Below are 17,926 nucleotides of genomic sequence, written 5' to 3' on the forward strand. Positions count from 1 at the left end.
CCTTCTTGCCAAGGTAGGACCTCAATGATGAGTCTTTTCGCGGTGCTGATTGACGGCACCATTTATGCCTCGTGGCTGTTTCTGGTCGCGGCCGGGCTCACGGTGATCTACGGGGTGATGCGCATCCTGAACATGGCCCACGGCAGCTTTTACGCCATTGGCGCCTACACCGCTGCGTCTCTGGTGGGCTGGTATTTCAATAACGGCATTGGCCCGGTCTGGGTCGGGTATCTGCTGATGCTCGGCTGCGCGCTGGTGGCCGGGCTGATCGTCGGGCTGATCATCGAGCGCGGCCTGCTGCGCTTTATGTACGGCCGCGACGAAGTGCTGATGGTGATCATCACCTACGCGCTGCTGCTGATCCTCGAAGACACCATGAAGATGATCTGGGGCGTGAATCCGTATTTCGCCTATCAGCCCTATGCCGAGATGGGCCGCAGCGCGCTGGCCGGGCTCAAGGTGTCGAATTACGACTTGATGCTGGTGGGCATCTCGTTGGTGCTGGGCCTGGGCCTGTGGTTATGGCTGGAGCGTACGCACCAGGGCAAGGTGCTGCGCGCAGTGATCCACGACCGCGAAGTGGCCATGGCCATGGGTGTCAACGTGCGGCGCATGTTCACCCTGGTGTTTGTGCTGGGCACCATGCTCGGCACGTTGGCGGGCGCCTTGACCGCACCGGCGATCTCGGTGGTGCCGGGCATGGGCGTTGAAGTTATCGTGCTGGCATTTGCCGTGGTGGTGATCGGCGGCATGGGCAGCATCGAAGGCGCTGCAGTGGGCGCCTTGCTGGTGGGCTTGAGCCGCGCCGCTGCCGTGCATTACGCGCCAGAGTTCGAACTTTTTGTGATCTACGGGGTGATGGCGCTGGTGTTGGCGGTGCGTCCTCAAGGGCTGTTCGGCCGTGTACTGGCGAGGAAAATCTAAATGCGCCTGAGTAAAACCGAATTGATTCTGCTCGGCGTTGCCGTGCTGCTGGCCGCAGGCGGTGTGATTGCCCCGCAATGGCTGGTGTTTCTGCTGACCATGGCGCTGGCCAAGGCCATGGTGGTGCAAGGCGTGGTCATGCAAATGCGCGCCGGGCTGGTGACCTTTGGCCAGGGCTTGTTCTTCTGCATCGGCGGTTACGCGGTGGGCATGAGCGGGCACTTTCTGGATATCACCGACCTGGCCCTGCTGCTGTTGATCGGAGTGGGGGCGGCAGTGTTGCTGGCCATGCTGCTGGGGCTGTTGATGACCCGCTACCGGGAGATTTTCTTCGCCATGCTGTCGCTGGCGTTCTCGATGATTTTGTACGGCGTGCTGGTCAAAAGCTCGGCGCTGGGCAGCACGGACGGTTTCAACGTCAAGGCCTGGACCCTGTTTGGCTGGACACCTGCTGCCGGGCAGGCGCCGCTAGCGCTGTTTATCATCATCGTCGCCTGCTCGGGGCTGCTGGCGGTGTTGCTGCACCGCTACAGCCGCAGCAGCGCCGGGATGATGTGCGAAGCCATCCGTGAAAACGAAGTGCGCGTCGAATACCTCGGCCAGTCACCGCGCTGGGTGCTGTACATGAACTACGTCGCGGCCGCTGCCGTGTCGGCGTTGGGTGGCGGTTTCATGGCGTTGTCGGCCGGGCACATCGACCCGGAAATGGCCTACTGGATCACCTCCGGCGAATTCGTCTTCATCGCCCTGCTGGGCGGTACCGCCCACGTCGCCGCGCCGTTTATCGCGGCCATTCTGTTTGCCGTGGTGCGCACCTACGCCATCGAGCTGGTGCCGCACAGTTGGCAGATGATTCTGGGCTTCACCCTGTTGGCGATCATTGTGTTCCTGCCTAAAGGCTTGTGGAGCCTGTTCACCGGGCAAGCGCGGAGGGCAAAGGCATGAACTGCATTCTTGAAACCCAAGGGCTGTGCAAGGAATTTGGCGCCGTAACGGCGGCCAAAGACGTCAACGTGCGCATCCACAAAGGCGAAGTGGTCGGGGTGATTGGCTCCAATGGCGCCGGTAAAACCACGTTTATCAACATGGTCACCGGCTACCTGAAACCCAGCCGTGGCGAGATCCTCTTCAACGGCCAGTCGATCCTTGGCCGCACACCCAGGGCAATCACCCGGGCGGGCATGGCGCGTTCGTTCCAGGTCGCGCAGTTGTTCCCCCAACTGAGCGTGCTGGACAACCTGCTGATTGCCGTTTCGGCCGCGCAAAGCCCGTTCCCGTCGCTGCTGGCGCCGATGCGCAATGCGTCACGCATTGCCCAGGCGGATGCGATTCTGGCCGAGTTCGACATCAGCCGCTGGCGCGACACGTTGGTCACGGCGGTACCGCAAGGCGTGCGCAAATTGATCGACATTGCCATGGCATTGATCGGTGACCCGCAAATGCTGCTGCTCGATGAGCCCACCAGCGGCGTCAGTGCCGAAGAGAAAACCGCCCTTATGGACACCGTGATGCGCGTGGTCGCACAGCATCAGGTGACGGTGCTGTTTGTGGAACATGACATGGACGTGGTGCGCCGCTACGTGTCGCGAATTCTGGCGTTCTACAGCGGTGAAGTGCTGGCCGACGGGGCGCCTGAAGCGGTACTGGCCAACCCCCGCGTGCAAGAGTTTGTCACCGGCGGGCCAAACGCTCACAAGAGGGCAGCGCAATGAGTCTGGATATTCGCAACCTGCACGTTTCGATCGAAGGCGTGCCGATTTTGCATGACGTGTCGTTGCACGTGGGCGCCGGGCAAATGGTCGGTTTGATCGGTCATAACGGCGCCGGTAAAACCACGTTGATCCGCACCATCATGGGCCTGCTCGACGCTGACTCGGGGTCGATCACATTTGCCGGCCAGGACCTGCGCAACCGGCCGGGGTTTACCCGCGCCGCAGCGGGTATCAGCTACCTGCCCGAAGACCGCCGATTGATCCCGGCGCTGACCGTCGAAGAGAACATCTTGCTGCCGGTCTGGGCCAACAAATTGCCTGACAGCCAGCGCCGTCTGGAGTGGGTCTACAGCCTGATTCCGGAGATCGCCCAGTTTCGTGAGCGCAAGGCCATGCAATTGTCCGGCGGGCAACAAAAGCTGGTGGCGCTGGCGCGGGCGTTGATGCCGGGGCACACGTTGCTGTTGCTCGATGAGCCGTTTGAAGGGGTGGCGCCAGTGTTGTCCCGGCGCCTGAGCGAAGTGATCGCCAAGCTCGGCCGTGAAGGGCTGTGCGTGCTGATATCTGAATCCGATGACACTCATTCTGCCGATCTGGTCGATGCGCTCTTTCGCATCGAGCGCGGCAGCGTGACCGCAGGGTAGGGACCGCCATGTCAACATTTACCTTTGAAACCACGCCACGGGTGATCTGTGAAATCGACGGCGCGCTGCGCCTGGGCGCCTTGTGCCGAGAACTGAATGCCGAGCGGGTGTTGCTGGTCAGCGACCCCGGTTTGCTGCGTGCAGGCTTGCTCGACGCGCCGATCAACGCCATGCGCGACAGCGGCTTGCAGGTCACGTTGTACAGCGACGTGCAGGCCGACCCGCCGGTGGCCTGCGTGGAAGACGCGGTGGCGGTGGCGCGCGAATGCCGTGCGCAGGCGGTCATTGGCCTGGGCGGCGGCAGCTCGCTGGACATCGCCAAACTGGTGGCCTTGCTCTGCGGCCACGAACAAAGGCTGGAGGGCATCTACGGCATCGGCCTGGCCAAAGGCCCGCGCTTGCCGCTGATCCAGGTTCCGACCACCGCAGGCACAGGGTCGGAAGTCACTGCGGTGGCCATTGTCACCACCCCGAGCCACGAGAAAAAGGGCGTGGTCAGCCCGCTGCTGTACCCCGATATCGCGTTGCTCGATGCGCGGCTGACGGTCGGCCTGCCCGCTGCTGTCAGTGCCATGACCGGTGTGGATGCCATGGTCCATGCCATCGAGTCCTATACCAGCGCACACAAAAAAAACGTGCTGTCGGATGGCTTGGCGGTGCAGGCATTGACTTTGCTGGCGGCCAACATGGACCGCGTGCTGGCCGAGCCCGGTGATTTGCAGGCACGTTCAAACATGCTGCTGGGCTCGATGCTGGCGGGCATGGCCTTCGCCAACGCGCCGGTGGCAGCAGTGCATGCGCTGGCGTATCCGCTGGGCGGGCATTTCCATGTGCCCCACGGCTTGAGCAATGCCTTGGTGTTGGTGCCGGTGTTGAACTTCAACCGCCCGGCCGCCGAAGCCTTGTACGCGCAATTGGCCAGTGCGGTGTTGCCGGGGCAGCGCTTCGCCAGCCCCCGTGAGGCGTGCGACGGCTTTATCGACTTTATGACCCGGCTGGTGGCGCGCATGCCGTTTGCACAGCGCCTGAGCGAAGTGGGTGTCACCGAATCAGACATCAATCAATTAACCGATGACGCCTTGAAAATCGAGCGTCTGCTGATCAACAACCCCCGCCCGCTAAACCGCGACGACATCCACGCCCTCTACACCTCGGTGTTGTAAACGCCGGGCCCTGTAGGAGCGAGCTCGCCTCGCGATCTTTTAAACGATCAAAAGATCGCGAGGCGGTGCATTTCATCAGTTAACAGGAGTCAGCGATGAACCATGAATTCAGAAGCGTGCCACGCATCATTTGCGAAGCTGGGGCACTGCAAGAACTTGGCACTGTGTTCCGTGGCCTGGGGGCGCAGCGGGTGCTGCTGGTGTGCGATCCGGGGATTGTCAGCCTCGGCTTTGCCGGGCGCGCACAAGCGGTACTCGAAGCCGCCGGGTGCGCGGTGGCGGTGTTTGATCACGTCACGCCGGACCCGTCTTCAGCCGTGGTCGAGCAAGCCGCCCGCGAGGCCAAAGCTTTCCAGGCCGACGGCGTGCTGGGCCTGGGCGGCGGCAGTTCACTGGACGCCGCCAAGCTGGTCGCTCTGCTGACCAACAGCGAACAGCCGCTGGAACACCTCTACGGCACCGACAAAGCCCGTGGCAAACGGGTGCCGCTGGTGCTGATGCCGACTACCTCGGGCACCGGTTCGGAGGTGACGTGGGTGTCGGTGATCACCGATCCGCAGAACAAAAAACAGGCGGTCTATTCGCCGCAATTACTGCCGGACGTGGCCATTCTCGACCCGCTGCTGACCTTGGGCCTGCCGCCCAAAGTGACGGCGGCCACGGGGCTGGACGCCATGGTGCATGCGATTGAGGCCTACACCAGCCGCACCCGGAAAAACCCGATTTCCGATGGTCTGGCCACGGCCGCATTGAGCTTGCTGGGCAGCAACCTGCGCAAAGTGCTGGCTGACGGCACGGACCTGCCAGCGCGTACGGCCATGCTGCAAGGGTCGTTGATGGCGGGCATGGCGTTCGTCAATGCGTCGGTGGCGGCGATTCACGCCCTGGCGTATCCGCTGGGTGCGCGCTTTCACATCCCCCACGGCCACGCCAACGCTTTGGTCATGGCCCCGGTGCTCCGCTTTAACTTGCCCACGGCTCAGCGCCAATACGCCGAACTGGCGGCGCACCTGTTGCCGGGCGAGCATTTTGCCGACGAAGCCAGCGCCGCAGAAGCCTTTGTGCGAGCCATTGAAAGCCTGGTCGAGGACAGCGGTCTGGAGCTGCGTTTGTCTGCGTTGAAGGTGGATGAGCCGTCGCTGGCGGTGATGGCCAGCGAGGTGGTGGTGGGCATTCGGCGCTTGATCGACAGCAACCCGTGCGACATGAACGAGCAGGAGGTTGAAGCGATTTACCGGGGTATTTTCTAAGCCACAGCAGCGGCGCCCCAAGGCGCCGCTATTTCGTTCAGCGCAATAGATTGACCTTGGCCAGATCAATCAACTCCTTGGCGCGGCCATCCATCACGGTTTTAAGCATGAACAGGCTAAAGCCCTTGGCTTGTTCGAAGGTTTTTGTCGGTGGCATCACCAGCTCCTGACGGGCGCTGACTACGTCCACCAGCACCGGGCCGTCATGGCTGAAGGCTTCGCGCAATGCGGCTTCCAGCTGGGACGGGTGCTCGACGCGAATCCCTTTGACGCCCATGGCTTCGGCCATCGCGGCAAAGTTAGGGTTGTCCAGGTCGCAGCCCACGTCCGGGAAACCGGCCGCCTTCATTTCCATCTCAACAAAGCCCAAGGTGCCGTTGTTCAGCACAATGACTTTGACCGGCAAACCCACCTGATTCAGGGTCAAAAAGTCGCCCATCATCATGGTGAAACCGCCATCGCCCGACATTGAAATCACCTGCCGGTAAGGGAAGGTCGCCTGCGCGCCGATGGCTTGCAACATGGCGTTGGCCATCGAGCCGTGGTTGAACGAGCCGACCAGGCGGCGCTGGCCGTTCATTTTCAGGTAACGGGCGGCCCATGCGGTCGGGGTGCCGACATCACAGGTGAAAATCGCATCCTCGGCCGCCAGTTCGCTGACCAGACGGTTCAAGTACTGCGGGTGGATGATGTCGCTGTTGGGGCCGCTTTCAGCTAGGGCATCGAGGTCCTGGCGGGCTTTTTTGTAATCCTTAAGGGCTGATTCAAGGTGATCGCGATCCGGATTTTGCGCCAGCTTGGGCAGTACAGCCTGTAACGTCAGCTTCACATCGCCGAGAAGCCCCAACTCCAGGCCGCAGCGATTGCCCAGCGCTTCGGGTCGCAGGTCGATCTGCGCGATGTGGCCGTGCTCCGGGTAGAACTGCCGATAGGGGAAGTTGGTGCCGAGCATCAGCAGCGTGTCGCAGTTTTTCATGGCCAGATAACCCGAGGCAAAACCGATCAGCCCGGTCATGCCGACGTCATACGGGTTGTCGTACTCCACATGCTCCTTGCCGCGCAACGCATGCACGATGGGTGCGTTCAGGCGTTCGGCCAGGGCGAGGATCTCGGTGTGGGCATCGACGCAACCGGCGCCGCACAGCAGGGTGACTTTTTTGCCGTCATTCAAAAACGCCGCCAACTCATCGATATCGCTGTCGCTGGGGCGCACCAGCGGCTGAGTCGGGGTGAGCCAGTTCGGGACTTCGGCTTCGGTTTCCTGCAGCGCCACGTCCCCCGGAATCACCACCACCGCTACCCCGCGCTTGGCGATGGCGATGCGCATGGCGCGCTCCAGAATTTGCGGCAGTTGCTCGGGACGTGATACCAGCTCCACGTAGTGGCTGCACTCCTTGAACAGGCTCTCGGGGTGCGTGGCCTGAAAGTAGTCAATGCCGATTTCGCTGCCCGGAATATGCGCGGCCAGCGCCAGCACCGGCACACCGCTGCGATGGGCGTCGAACAGGCCGTTGATCAAATGCAGGTTGCCAGGCCCGCAACTGCCGGCACACACCGCCAGTTCGCCGGTCAAATGCGCTTCAGCGCCTGCGGCAAAGGCTGCGGCTTCTTCATTGCGCATGTGAATCCACTTGATCTGCTCCTGGCGGCGCAGTGAGTCGGTAAAGCCGTTCAAAGAATCGCCGACCACGCCATACACACGTTTAACGCCGGCTTGCTGAAAAGTCTCGGTGATGAAATCGGCTACTGTTCTGGACACGGAGGACGCCTCTCAAAGTCAGATAAAAGATGGCTTGGGTTACCTTTGCCCAAGCAGGATAGACACTGCATCCGACCTTGCCGGTTTTTAAAACGTTCGATGAAAATCTGTTCATGTGCCACAACCGTGCCGCTCTCTAGCGCGCGGCTGGGCGATTAATGTTTAGTCAGCCTGCAACTGAATATCTGAAACTCTGTGTTGCATCGGGTCACCCAGTCGTGTGAGGCTACGACTTCAGTGTTGACCAAGGTCGAAGGTATGGGTGGTTCGCGAGGAGCGCATGAACGACGCAGTGTGTCGCAGACACCGCTATTGCGTGGCGTTCGGTCCCGTTACTTTGCCCCTTGCCCCTCCAGCCGTTGTGCACTCCCTTCCAAATTGGCCTTTTGGGCCCTGTTCCACTGCCGGCATGCCCGCCCGCCGGATACTCGTGTTTCGCATTAAGTCCTGACTGCCTGCTGCCTTGAAAAGGCGCAGTTGCCTCGGCGCGCCCGTGCGCCTGTCTGATACGAAATGATGAGCATGACCATGACTGCTACGACCCCGTTTGCCCCGCTGAATGAAGCCCTCGACTTTCTGGAACTGAACCCGGATATCGAGATGTTCGAGCTGTTTATCATCGACAACAACGGTGTGCCGCGCGGCAAGTTGCTGCACCGCGATGAGTTGCTGGCGGTGTATGAAAGCGGGCGTCCGCTGCCGAGCACGATTCTGGGCCTGAGCATTAACGGCGATGACGTCGAGAACACCGGGTTGGTGTGGGACGTGGGCGATATTGACTGCCGGGCCTACCCGATCAGCGGCAGTTTGCAGCGCATGCCGTGGCGCTTGATCCCCACCGCCGCCGTGCAAGTCAGCATGCACCCGACCCAGGGCATGCCAGCCACAGTGGCCGACCCGCGGCATTTGCTGGCCAAGGTTATTGATGGCCTCAAAGCTGACGGCTACTACCCGGTGATGGCGGCCGAGATGGAGTTTTACCTGCTTGATCAACAGCGCGACAGCAACGGGCGCCCGCAACCGGCCCGTGATGCCGACGGTCAGCGGCCACGTGCAACCCAGGTGTACGGGCTGCGTGAGCTGGAGCAAATCGAGCCGTTCCTCGCTGACTTGTACAGTGCCTGCAAACTGCAAGGGATACCGGCGCGCACGGCGATTTCTGAATATGCACCGGGGCAGGTCGAAATCACCCTTGAACACCGCGCCGATGCCTTGCAGGCCATGGACGAAGCCGTGCGCTACAAGCGCCTGGTCAAGGGCGTGGCGCACAAGCACGGCATGGTCGCGTGTTTTATGGCCAAGCCGTTTGATGACCTCGCTGGCACCGGTCTGCACATGCACGTGAGCCTGGCCGACAAGGACGGCAACAATCTGTTCGCCAGCGAGGCACCGGCCGGGACGCCGCTGCTCAAACACGCGGTGGGCGGCATGCTCAGTACCTTGCTCGACTCGTTGCTGATGTTTTGCCCGAATGCCAACTCGTATCGCCGTTTCCAGAGCAACAGCTACGCGCCGCTGGCCGCGACCTGGGGAGTCGACAACCGCACCGTGAGTTTGCGTGTCCCCGGCGGCCCGGCGTATTCGCGGCACATTGAGCACCGAATTTGTGGCGCAGACGCCAACCCGTACCTGGCCGCTGCGGCCATTTTGGCCGGTATTCATCGCGGGATCCGTGAGCAGCGTGATCCGGGTGCGCCGATTGAAGGCAATGGCTACGCCCAGGCCAGCGAATTGCTGCCAACCGACTGGCTGACTACCTTACGCGCCCTACAAGCATCGGAATGGGCCAAAGAGGCATTTGGCCCGGAGTTCCTGAAGGTGTATCTGGCCGTGAAAAACGGCGAGTACCGCCAGTTCATGGGCGAAGTGGGCGAGCAGGACTGGCGCTGGTATTTGCAGCAGGCGTAATCGCGAGGCAGTGCCCTTGTAGCCGCTGACGAGGTACGAGGCTGCGATGCGGGCCGCAGGACCGCCGCTTGGGGTCGCTTTGCAACCCATCGCAGCCTCGTACCTCGTCAGCGGCTACAGGATGTTTAATACGTGCATGTTTCACGCTGCTTTTCATACTTTCCTAACATTTTTTTCACTGGTTGGCCCTTAACCTTTGTGTTGAATATCCCTAAACACAAGAGTTCGCGGGCCATGTCATCGCAGCTACCTTCCACCATTGAGCTTGAGTTCGCCGAGCGTTACGACCGCGAACATGCGCAGGTCTGCCTGGCCGTGCGGCCATCAGGGCTCGTCCGGCGTCTGGCAGGGTGGCGTGAGCAACGACTGGTTCGCCGGGCACTTAAAGTGGCGGGGGAGCCGGGGCTGGTGTTCGATGTGGCCTGTGGCGTCGGGCGTTTTTGGCCGGTGCTGGCCGAGCACGACAACCGGGTCATTCTGGCAGCGGACGCTTCGCAAGGCATGCTCGACCATGCACAAACTCATCATCCTGCCAGCCTGCTAAAACGCATCACGCTGTTTAAAAGCTCGGTGTTTTCCATCGATTTGTCTGAAAACGCCGTGGACAGCATTTTTTGCATGCAGCTGTTTCATCACGTCAGTGACAGCGAGCATCGCCTGGCCATTTTGCGTGAACTCTCTCGGGTAAGCCGCGACACGTTGATTGTGTCGGTGTCGGTCGGGCGCACCACCCGCCAGCGTGACAGCCAGCGGGTGGTCATCGGCAAGCATGAGCTTGAAACGCAGTTCGCCCTGGCGGGCTTCAGCATCCTCAAACATTACGATGTGCTGCCCGGCTTTGCGCAGGGCAGCATTTATGTGTTGCGCAAAGGCGCTTAATTCAGCGCCTTGAAAATAGCGTAGGCCAGCTCTACGCGGGCACTGTTGGGGTAGTTTTTGTTGGCCAGTATCACCACGGCCTGCTGTTTGTCGGGCAGTACCGCGATGTAACCGCCAAAGCCCGAGGTGGAGCCGGTTTTGTTAAGCCATACGGCTTTTTGTGGCGCCAGCGGCGGGTTCAATGCCACGGCCTTGTTGGTCTCATAGGCCATGGTGTTTGAGTTGCCTTCCAGCAGGTCTGCTTGCGTGACCGGGTAAGGGTATTGCTCCCAAATCAGGTCCTGGGTCATGGGGCCGATCTGGAAGTAGCCGGTGTGGGTGTTCTGCACCGCACGTTCGATCACCGATGCGGGCTTGCCCGTGTTCAGGTTCAGTTGCGCGAAATGAATCAGGTCGCGAGCGCTGGTCCGCACGCCGTAGGCTTCGTCGGCCAGCACGTCCGGGGCGAGCCTGCGCGGCTGGTTCTGCTTGTCATACCCTTGGGCATACAGCGGCATTTTGTCCTGCGGCACGCTCAGATAGGTGCTGCTCAGGCCCAAAGCGGGGTAGAGCATGTTTTGCATGGCCGACTTGAACGGCACCTGCAAGCTCTTGGCGGCGATCACGCCGAGCATGCCAATGCTGGGGTTGGCGTACGTTCGGTGGGTACCGGCTTGATAGGTCGGCTGCCAGTTTTTGAGGTAATCCAGCAGTTGCTCATCGTTTTTTACGTTGTCTGGCACTTGTAAGGGAAAACCCCCGGCCGTGTGCGTTGCCAGATGCAACAGCGGCACTTTGCCGAACGCACTGCCTTGCAACTGCGGCAGGTAATGGCTGACCGGCTCGGCGAAAGACAGCTTGCCTTCGACTTGCGCGTAGGACGCCAGGGTGGCGGTAAACAGTTTGCTGATCGAACCGACTTCAAACAGCGTGTCGGGGGTTGTTCTGGCATCGGTTTCTTTGGAGGCCAGGCCGAAACTGTAGAACTGCTGTTTGCCCTTGTCGCTGATGGCAATGACCAGGCCAGGCACTTCGTACCGCTGCATCAGCGCTTTCGCGGCTTTTTGCACGCTGTCTTCAATGTCGGGGGCAAAGGGTTCGGCATGGGCAATGCTGGCAAGGGTGCTCAGCGCAAGGGCGCAGGCTGCAGTGGAGAGTGTTCGGGTAATGCGCATACAGGGCAGTCTCGATTTTATTAGTGGGTATAGCGCCTGGCACAACGCCAGATTCACTCATTACCTTGTCACGTCATATTTCGTAACGACGCCATCGGGGTAAATCAAGCGCGATATTTTAGAGGCTGAAACGCGTCAAGTCATGGGCGGAGATAAAGTTACTGACAAAAAATAACGAAGTATTGAAGGTCATAGCCTTTTAATGCGTAGGTTTTTTCGTCGCCAAGATTGCGAGTCGATGCTCGGAATACCCTGGTAGCGATATATACTGCGCGCCATTCTTCAAGGGAGAGCCGTGTGGCCATCGATATTCACTGGATTCGCGACAACGATAGCCTCGGCCAACATTGTGCCGAATGGCAACACTTGCCATTCATAGCCCTCGACACCGAATTTATGCGGGTCGACACCTTTTACCCGATTGCCGGGCTGATTCAAATTGGCGACGGCGAACGGGCTTTTCTGATTGACCCCTTGACCATCGACAACTGGCAGCCGCTGGCTGCACTGCTGGAAAACCCGGCGGTGGTTAAAGTGCTGCATGCGTGCAGTGAAGACCTGGAAGTGCTGTTGCGCCTGACGGGCAGCTTGCCTGCGCCGTTGTTCGACACCCAACTGGCAGCGGCCTATCTGAACCTGGGCTTCTCGATGGGTTATTCGAGGCTGGTCAAAGAGGTGCTCGACCTCGACCTGCCTAAAGGCGAAACCCGTTCTGACTGGTTGCAACGCCCGTTGTCGGAAACGCAGATCAGCTACGCCGCTGAAGATGCCCAGCATCTGGCTGAGGTGTATGTGCAGTTGCGTCCGCGCCTGTCGGATGACAAGTACAACTGGGTGCTGGAGGACGGCGCCGAACTGGTGGCCAACCTGCGCCGTGAGGTCGACCCTTACGAGGTGTACCGAGAGGCCAAACTGGCCTGGAAACTCTCGCGTCAGCAACTCGCGGTGTTGCGCGAAGTGTGCGCCTGGCGTGAGCTGCAAGCCCGTGCCCGGGACCTGCCACGCAACCGTGTGGTGCGTGAGCATGCGCTGTGGCCATTGGCCAAAACCCAGCCAGATAACCTAGTGACCCTGGCGCGCATTGAAGACATGCACCCGCGCACGGTGCGTCAGGATGGCGAGTTCCTGCTGGATCTGATCAAGCGGGCAAGCAGCCTGGGCCCGGACCAATGGCCCCCGGCCGTGCCTGAGCCGTTGCCGGTCGAGGCTGCTGCGCTGGTCAAGCGCCTGCGTGCCATCGGTCAGGCCGAGGCTGAGCGTCTGAACATTGCGCCTGAGCTGATGCTGCGCAAGAAAACCCTCGAAGCCCTGCTCAAAAGCGGCTACCCCGAGGGGCCTTATCAATTGCCCGATTCACTGCGCGGTTGGCGCCGTGAGTTGATGGGCCAGGCGCTGCTTGATTGCCTGGCCGACGCTGGAGAACCGTCTTGAAACATATTTGCTCGATCTACCGCAGCCCAAAACGCAACGGCATGTACCTGTACGTGTTAAAAGCCGAAGCACTGGAGCGTGTGCCAGAAACCCTGTTGAGTGGTTTTGGCAAACCGCAGCACGCCTTCGACCTGGTGCTGACCCCGGCGCGCACACTGGCCCGTGAAGACATCGGCAAAGTCCTGGAAAATCTGGTCAATCAGGGCTACCACCTGCAAATGCCGCCGGCCGAAGACGAATACATCGAGCACTTGCCTGAAGAGCTGTTGCGTCGTAACGACCCTGTGTAAAGGCACTGGTGCAGAACAGACTCACTTTGATTGCCGGTGGCTGAACGCAATGGAGCAAACCCGGGCGCGGCGGCTGGCAATGGTTTTAATAAGGTTAGAAGCATGCGTGTCCTGATTGCCGAGCAAGATTACTCGCTGTACGCCCAACTCTTGCAACAAGCGGCCCCTGAACTGCAAGTGCACACCAGCGGCGACTCGGCGCAACTGGCGCAGTTGGCTGCCGACTGCCCGGTGTGGCTGGGCCAGCCAGACCTGATGGCCACCCTGTTGCGCCAAGGGCATACGCCGCAATGGCTGCAATCGACATGGGCGGGGATCACCCCATTACTCGCTGAAGGGTTGGGGCGCGATTACCGGCTGAGCCGTGCGGTCGGTATTTTTGGTCAGGTCATGGCCGAATACGTACTGACCTACATGCTCGGTCACGAACGTGAAGTGATGGCGCGGCTGGTCAGCCAGGTCGAGCGCAAATGGGACAATCGCACGGGCCAGAGCCTGGTCGGGCGCAAGGTCTTGATCGTCGGGGCAGGTGACATCGGCCAGACCGTGGCGCAGTTCCTGCAACCATTCGGCGTTGAGTTGTACGCCATTGCCAGCAGCGCGCGGGAACAGGCGCCGTTCACCGAGGTTGCGACCTTGAATGATCTGCCGCGTTTGGTCACGCAGATGGACTACGTGATCAACCTGTTGCCCAACACCCCTGAAACCCACGACCTGTACGATGCCGAGCTATTTGCTCTGTTCAACCCCAACGCCGTCTTCATTAATGCCGGGCGGGGTGTGGCGGTGGTGGATGCAGACTTGGTTGAAGCACTGCGTCTGGGGCACCTGGCCGGCGCCATCATTGACGTCTGCCGCCAAGAACCATTACCGGCCAAACACCCGTTCTGGACTGCCTGGGGTCTGCTGCTGACCGGCCACAGCTCGGCACCCACCTCACCGCCGATGATGGTGCAACTGTTCATCGACAACCTGCGCGCGTACCAAGCGGGCGAGCCGCTGCGTGGAGAAGTGGACTTCGCACGCGGGTACTAAAGGCTCCATTCACTGAAAACTCACCCCCACTGTAGGAGCGAGCTTGCTCGCGATCTTTTGATCTTGAAAGATCGCGAGCAAGCTCGCTCCTACAGGGTATTGGTTCGACTTAAGAGCTTGGGCGTAGTAGGCCGTTGCGCAGCCAGAGGTGTAGTGCCCTCAACCCGCCCCCCCTTACAGGCTGAAATCACCCTCAGCCACCAGCTTGCTCAAAGGCTCGCGCTGGCTTGGGACTTCCTTGGCTTGCAGGTAGTCCACCAGGCTCGCTTTGTCGCCCAGTTTGCCAATGGCAACCATGGCCTGAACCGCGTAACCCTCAGGGATCTTCAGCTCGGTGCGAGCCCGTTCAAAATCCAGACCGCTCATGCCATGGGTGTGCCAACCGCTCAAGTGCGCTTGCAAGGCCAGTTGGCCCCACGCGGCGCCTGTATCAAAGGCGTGGGTGGGTGCAGGTTTTTCTTCTGTGCTGCCCGGTGCGGCGAAGGTGGTTTTCGACACGATCACCACCAATGCCGCGGCGTGCTTGGCCCAACCTTGGTTGAACTCAACCAGCAGGCTCAAGTAACGCTCAAACTCAGGGGTGCCGCGCAGGGCGAACAAAAAGCGCCAAGGCTGTGCATTGTACGCCGACGGGGCCCAGCGGGCCGCTTCGAAAAAGCTCAGCAGGGTTGGCTTGTCCAGGGTTGCGTCGGTAAAGGCGCGCGGTGACCAGCGCTGGGTGAATTGCTCGTGAATCGGGTGTTCGGCAACGCGGTTGGAGGTTGGCATTCGAGTTTCCTGAGTGGATTTGACCAGCCGCAAAACTACTGTCATGTCTGCCAGCTGACAAGTCCTGTTACGCCGTCAGTCACAAGCGCTTGGCCCACGGCAGCTTGGGCACTAGACTGGCGGCCTTTTCCACTCCCTGATGTTGATGTTTGAGCCATGGCCGCAATCGTAAAACCCTTCTGGATCCGCAAAACCCTCGATCAACTCGATCAAGAGGAGTGGGAGTCGTTGTGCGACGGCTGTGGCCTGTGCTGCCTGCAAAAACTCGAGGATGAAGAGGACAACAGCGTCTACTACACCCGTATCGCCTGCAAATTGCTCGACATGAAAACCTGCCAGTGCAGCGACTATGCCAACCGCCGTGACAGCGTGCCTGATTGCATCCAGTTGTCACCCGGCAAGGCTGAAGAGTTCAAGTGGCTGCCGCCCACCTGCGGTTACCGGCTGGTCAGCGAGCGCAAGGACTTGCCGCTCTGGCACCACCTGGTCTGCGGGGACCCTGAGGCCGTGCACCATGAGCGCATTTCGCAATCCGGGCACATGCTGGCCGAGGGCAGCGTGCCGGAAGACGACTGGGAAGATCATCTGATTTTCCGCGCCGGTTAAGTGCCGGAGCGGTGCAAAGGAGTGTGTATGCCGCTGTGTTTTAAATGGCCTTTGGGCGTGTTGCTGATCATCGCCAGCGGCCCGCTGTGGGCGGGCAAAAAAGTCGACCTGGATTACCACGTGCAACTGATGCCGCAGAGCAATCAGGCGCAGGTGCGCGTGACCCTGGCTGATGGCTCTGCGGTGCGTAGCCTGGACTTCGACCTGGGGGTGCCCGACAGTTACAGCGATTTCAAGGCGGACGGGCAATGGCAATTGACCCCGGACCCCGAGCACAGCCGTGGCCTGTGGCATCCGGGGCCGGGCAAGGCCAGCCTCACTTACCGCGTGCGGTTGAATCACCCGCTCAAAAATGGCAGCTACGACACCCTCATGACCCCGACGTGGGCTTTGTTTCGCGGTGAACAGTTGGTCCCGCCTGCAAGCCTCGATCAACAAGACGGCACCGAGTTGGTCTCGCGGCTTGAGTTTGAGTTGCCTAAGGGCTGGAAAAGTGTTGAAACCGCGTGGCCGCGTATCGGTAAGAACCGCTTTCGTATTGACGATGCTTCCCGGGTGTTTGATCGGCCTACAGGCTGGATGCTCGCTGGCACGCTAGGCACCCGGCGTACCACCCTGGGTGAAACCGAAGTGACCGTATCGGCGCCAAAAGGGCAGGGCATGCACCGCATGGATGTCATCACCTTGCTGACGTTTGTGTGGCCGCAAGTGCAAGCCGTGTTCCCGCGTAACCCCCCTAAACTGTTGATCGTGGGGGCGGCCAGCCCGATGTGGAGAGGCAGTACGGCAGACCACAATTCAATTTATCTCTCCAGCGTCTTGCCGCTGGTCAGCGAAAGCGGCAGCAGCCCGTTGCTGCGAGAAGTGGTGCAAGTGTTTGCCGGCATTAATGCCGAGCCAAGCCATGAGTGGATCGTTGACGGTCTCAGTGAGTACTACGCCATTGAACTGCTGCGCCGTGCGGGCGGCATGAGCGATGAGCGTTACCAGACCCTGCAGCATCGGCTCAATGCGGCCGGTAAAGGCGTTACTCATTTGCGCGCAGCGACCGTTAACCAGGCGATGCAGGCACGTGCGGTGACTGTGTTGCAGGCGCTGGACCGCGAAATACGTTTGCAAACCCACAACAAGCGCTCGCTGGATGACGTGAGCAGGGCGCTGATGCGCATGGACAAGGTCAACACTGCGTCGTTTATCCAGCTCAGCGAAAGTGTGCTGGGTGGGAACTCCAGTGTGCTGGACAGTCCTTTGCTGCGCTAAGGTGAGCATCGTACTGATATTGATTTACATGTTTGGGCACACAACCTAGTCATACCGTCAGGAGTCCCATGCAACCACATGTTTGACACTTCAGTTTCATTTACTGGAGTGTCAAACGATGACGGTTTCAATCATCAGCTTTAACTACGATCCCCTTGATCGCTGCACAATGTGCGCGCGTTCGGGTGAGCCTGTCAGGTTGCGTTTCTATCAGAGAGATCAGTGGGTAACGGCCATTCAGGGCAACGTGGTCTCTTCGCTGTTGCGTAATAATCATCAAGCGCTTGCACAGCTTGACCCTACAGGGACCAGCTTACTGACAACCGACTTGTCCGGTTCTGCCATAAGCCTTGTCAAGCCACGGCATCCGGTTAGTAACGTTGTCTATAGCCCATATGGTTATTCCCGGTCTCTCGACAGTGCAGGGGCGTTGGTGGGGTTTAACGGCGAATTGCCTGAGGCCTTGACCGGTCATTATTTATTGGGCAATGGTCATCGGGCATATAACCCGGTACTGATGCGATTTAACAGCCCTGACTCGCTGAGCCCCTTTGCGAAAGGCGGTATTAATGCCTACGCGTATTGTTCGGGTGATCCGGTCAATTGGCGGGATCCAACGGGGCATATTCGTTTGCCTGCAAAACTGTTGAGTGTTCTTGGAGTGACGGCCTCAAGTGCGGCTAGTGACAATATTGGCTCATGGAAACAAGCTTTCGACCTTGTCAGAAAGTCATTGACACGCAGTGACGCTGTTCCAGAGTCAATTGCATATAGCAGGAATCTCCTGAGTAATGGGCTTGACGAAGTCCCAAAAAATGAACCCTTTATCAAGCGGCTATTCGAAACCAATGAGAACCTTATTTCACACGCAGATCAAAGTCTGAGTGTTCCTCACGCCCGTGCTTATCTGGGCGATGCACACTTAGTAGCTGATGGAAATATTTCTAACGCCGGTGCACATTCACGTTCAGCCGGGCGTTGGTTTTCGGAAACGACGGGGGCTGAACGTATTGTGGGCACTTTCATGAATTTAGGTGGAGCTTTAATCGCGGGGGGCTTTGATCATCGATTACACATAACAGGTCGTTCGATTCGAAAGGCAGTGGTTAGCATTCGGGTATGAGTATTTGAAGTGTGTATGTT

At 59.8% G+C, this 17,926-nt stretch carries 17 protein-coding genes; 14 read left to right on the plus strand and 3 right to left on the minus strand.

The genetic code is table 11. The annotated features are described in order from the left end of the window. Nucleotides 1-24: 24 nt before the first annotated feature. The 6 genes from AAEZ03_RS18580 to AAEZ03_RS18605 all read left to right on the plus strand — a co-directional run bounded on the left by AAEZ03_RS18580 (nucleotide 25) and on the right by AAEZ03_RS18605 (nucleotide 5,693). Nucleotides 25-924: a branched-chain amino acid ABC transporter permease gene (locus AAEZ03_RS18580; protein WP_048368662.1), complete on the plus strand. Its 900-nt coding sequence runs from the start codon at nucleotides 25-27 to the stop codon at nucleotides 922-924. Beyond that, complete coding sequence (locus AAEZ03_RS18585; RefSeq protein WP_153357155.1) at nucleotides 925-1,869, plus strand: branched-chain amino acid ABC transporter permease; 945 nt, start codon at nucleotides 925-927, stop codon at nucleotides 1,867-1,869. It abuts the gene before it with no gap. Next, complete coding sequence (locus AAEZ03_RS18590) at nucleotides 1,866-2,636, plus strand: ABC transporter ATP-binding protein (protein ID WP_048368660.1); 771 nt, start codon at nucleotides 1,866-1,868, stop codon at nucleotides 2,634-2,636. Before AAEZ03_RS18585 ends, AAEZ03_RS18590 begins: the two co-directional genes overlap by 4 nt. Next, the gene (locus AAEZ03_RS18595; protein ID WP_123750328.1) at nucleotides 2,633-3,280 is read left to right on the plus strand and encodes an ATP-binding cassette domain-containing protein; all 648 of its coding nucleotides are present in this window, start codon (nucleotides 2,633-2,635) and stop codon (nucleotides 3,278-3,280) included. The genes AAEZ03_RS18590 and AAEZ03_RS18595 overlap by 4 nt, the downstream gene beginning before the upstream one ends. An 8-nt stretch (nucleotides 3,281-3,288) precedes the next feature. Beyond that, the gene (locus tag AAEZ03_RS18600; protein ID WP_350580583.1) at nucleotides 3,289-4,443 is read left to right on the plus strand and encodes an iron-containing alcohol dehydrogenase; all 1,155 of its coding nucleotides are present in this window, start codon (nucleotides 3,289-3,291) and stop codon (nucleotides 4,441-4,443) included. A gap of 95 nt (nucleotides 4,444-4,538) precedes the next feature. Continuing rightward, nucleotides 4,539-5,693 carry an iron-containing alcohol dehydrogenase gene (locus tag AAEZ03_RS18605; protein WP_350580586.1) on the plus strand — a complete coding sequence of 385 codons (1,155 nt, stop codon included), beginning with the start codon at nucleotides 4,539-4,541 and terminating at the stop codon, nucleotides 5,691-5,693. Between the two features lie 37 nt (nucleotides 5,694-5,730). Here AAEZ03_RS18605 and poxB read toward each other — a convergent pair whose 3' ends face one another. Beyond that, nucleotides 5,731-7,452 carry a ubiquinone-dependent pyruvate dehydrogenase gene (poxB, locus tag AAEZ03_RS18610; RefSeq protein WP_350580588.1) on the minus strand — a complete coding sequence of 574 codons (1,722 nt, stop codon included), beginning with the start codon at nucleotides 7,450-7,452 and terminating at the stop codon, nucleotides 5,731-5,733. A gap of 528 nt (nucleotides 7,453-7,980) precedes the next feature. On the opposite strand from poxB, the gene AAEZ03_RS18615 reads away from it, so the two are divergent. Both AAEZ03_RS18615 and AAEZ03_RS18620 read left to right on the plus strand, forming a co-directional pair. Further along, nucleotides 7,981-9,360, plus strand: a complete 1,380-nt coding sequence (locus tag AAEZ03_RS18615; RefSeq protein WP_048368803.1) for a glutamine synthetase family protein — start codon at nucleotides 7,981-7,983, stop codon at nucleotides 9,358-9,360. 234 nt (nucleotides 9,361-9,594) lie between these two features. Continuing rightward, nucleotides 9,595-10,239, plus strand: a complete 645-nt coding sequence (locus AAEZ03_RS18620; protein WP_350580591.1) for a class I SAM-dependent methyltransferase — start codon at nucleotides 9,595-9,597, stop codon at nucleotides 10,237-10,239. Here the strand turns inward: AAEZ03_RS18620 and ampC are convergent. Next, nucleotides 10,236-11,387 carry a class C beta-lactamase gene (gene ampC / locus AAEZ03_RS18625; RefSeq protein WP_502947932.1) on the minus strand — a complete coding sequence of 384 codons (1,152 nt, stop codon included), beginning with the start codon at nucleotides 11,385-11,387 and terminating at the stop codon, nucleotides 10,236-10,238. The genes AAEZ03_RS18620 and ampC overlap by 4 nt on opposite strands. A 303-nt stretch (nucleotides 11,388-11,690) precedes the next feature. Between ampC and rnd the strand changes: the two genes are divergently transcribed. From rnd to AAEZ03_RS18640, 3 genes are all read left to right on the plus strand, one after another. Then, nucleotides 11,691-12,824, plus strand: coding sequence for a ribonuclease D (rnd, locus tag AAEZ03_RS18630; protein ID WP_048368653.1), 1,134 nt, complete (start codon nucleotides 11,691-11,693; stop codon nucleotides 12,822-12,824). Then, the gene (locus AAEZ03_RS18635; RefSeq protein WP_282363845.1) at nucleotides 12,821-13,114 is read left to right on the plus strand and encodes a YcgL domain-containing protein; all 294 of its coding nucleotides are present in this window, start codon (nucleotides 12,821-12,823) and stop codon (nucleotides 13,112-13,114) included. Before rnd ends, AAEZ03_RS18635 begins: the two co-directional genes overlap by 4 nt. Before the next feature lie 102 nt (nucleotides 13,115-13,216). Further along, nucleotides 13,217-14,149 (plus strand): D-2-hydroxyacid dehydrogenase, encoded by a 933-nt coding sequence (locus AAEZ03_RS18640; protein ID WP_350580598.1) that lies wholly within the window; start codon nucleotides 13,217-13,219, stop codon nucleotides 14,147-14,149. A gap of 174 nt (nucleotides 14,150-14,323) precedes the next feature. On the opposite strand, the gene AAEZ03_RS18645 is transcribed toward AAEZ03_RS18640, so the two are convergent. Then, nucleotides 14,324-14,917 (minus strand): nitroreductase family protein, encoded by a 594-nt coding sequence (locus AAEZ03_RS18645; RefSeq protein WP_048368650.1) that lies wholly within the window; start codon nucleotides 14,915-14,917, stop codon nucleotides 14,324-14,326. Between the two features lie 156 nt (nucleotides 14,918-15,073). Between AAEZ03_RS18645 and AAEZ03_RS18650 the strand changes: the two genes are divergently transcribed. The 3 genes from AAEZ03_RS18650 (at nucleotide 15,074) to AAEZ03_RS18660 (ending at nucleotide 17,906) form a co-directional block, all read left to right on the plus strand. Next, complete coding sequence (locus AAEZ03_RS18650; protein WP_278939048.1) at nucleotides 15,074-15,523, plus strand: YcgN family cysteine cluster protein; 450 nt, start codon at nucleotides 15,074-15,076, stop codon at nucleotides 15,521-15,523. Between the two features lie 27 nt (nucleotides 15,524-15,550). Continuing rightward, nucleotides 15,551-16,783, plus strand: coding sequence for a hypothetical protein (locus AAEZ03_RS18655; RefSeq protein ID WP_350580601.1), 1,233 nt, complete (start codon nucleotides 15,551-15,553; stop codon nucleotides 16,781-16,783). Between the two features lie 118 nt (nucleotides 16,784-16,901). Next, complete coding sequence (locus tag AAEZ03_RS18660; RefSeq protein WP_278939050.1) at nucleotides 16,902-17,906, plus strand: RHS repeat-associated core domain-containing protein; 1,005 nt, start codon at nucleotides 16,902-16,904, stop codon at nucleotides 17,904-17,906. The last annotated feature ends 20 nt before the right edge of the window (nucleotides 17,907-17,926 follow it).

Source organism: Pseudomonas sp. HY2-MNA-CIBAN-0224, from assembly GCF_040310285.1.
Taxonomy (GTDB): Bacteria; Pseudomonadota; Gammaproteobacteria; order Pseudomonadales; family Pseudomonadaceae; genus Aquipseudomonas; species Aquipseudomonas helleri.

Excerpts from the sequence above, each read along its gene's own strand:
- AAEZ03_RS18580 (WP_048368662.1), top strand. The coding sequence starts at position 25 with ATGATGAGTCTTTTCGCGGTGCTGATTGACGGCACCATTTATGCCTCG.
- AAEZ03_RS18585 (WP_153357155.1), top strand. The coding sequence starts at position 925 with ATGCGCCTGAGTAAAACCGAATTGATTCTGCTCGGCGTTGCCGTGCTG.
- AAEZ03_RS18590 (WP_048368660.1), top strand. The coding sequence starts at position 1,866 with ATGAACTGCATTCTTGAAACCCAAGGGCTGTGCAAGGAATTTGGCGCC.
- AAEZ03_RS18595 (WP_123750328.1), top strand. The coding sequence starts at position 2,633 with ATGAGTCTGGATATTCGCAACCTGCACGTTTCGATCGAAGGCGTGCCG.
- AAEZ03_RS18600 (WP_350580583.1), top strand. The coding sequence starts at position 3,289 with ATGTCAACATTTACCTTTGAAACCACGCCACGGGTGATCTGTGAAATC.
- AAEZ03_RS18605 (WP_350580586.1), top strand. The coding sequence starts at position 4,539 with ATGAACCATGAATTCAGAAGCGTGCCACGCATCATTTGCGAAGCTGGG.
- AAEZ03_RS18615 (WP_048368803.1), top strand. The coding sequence starts at position 7,981 with ATGACTGCTACGACCCCGTTTGCCCCGCTGAATGAAGCCCTCGACTTT.
- AAEZ03_RS18620 (WP_350580591.1), top strand. The coding sequence starts at position 9,595 with ATGTCATCGCAGCTACCTTCCACCATTGAGCTTGAGTTCGCCGAGCGT.
- AAEZ03_RS18640 (WP_350580598.1), top strand. The coding sequence starts at position 13,217 with ATGCGTGTCCTGATTGCCGAGCAAGATTACTCGCTGTACGCCCAACTC.
- AAEZ03_RS18645 (WP_048368650.1), bottom strand. The coding sequence starts at position 14,917 with ATGCCAACCTCCAACCGCGTTGCCGAACACCCGATTCACGAGCAATTC.
- AAEZ03_RS18650 (WP_278939048.1), top strand. The coding sequence starts at position 15,074 with ATGGCCGCAATCGTAAAACCCTTCTGGATCCGCAAAACCCTCGATCAA.
- AAEZ03_RS18655 (WP_350580601.1), top strand. The coding sequence starts at position 15,551 with ATGCCGCTGTGTTTTAAATGGCCTTTGGGCGTGTTGCTGATCATCGCC.
- AAEZ03_RS18660 (WP_278939050.1), top strand. The coding sequence starts at position 16,902 with ATGACGGTTTCAATCATCAGCTTTAACTACGATCCCCTTGATCGCTGC.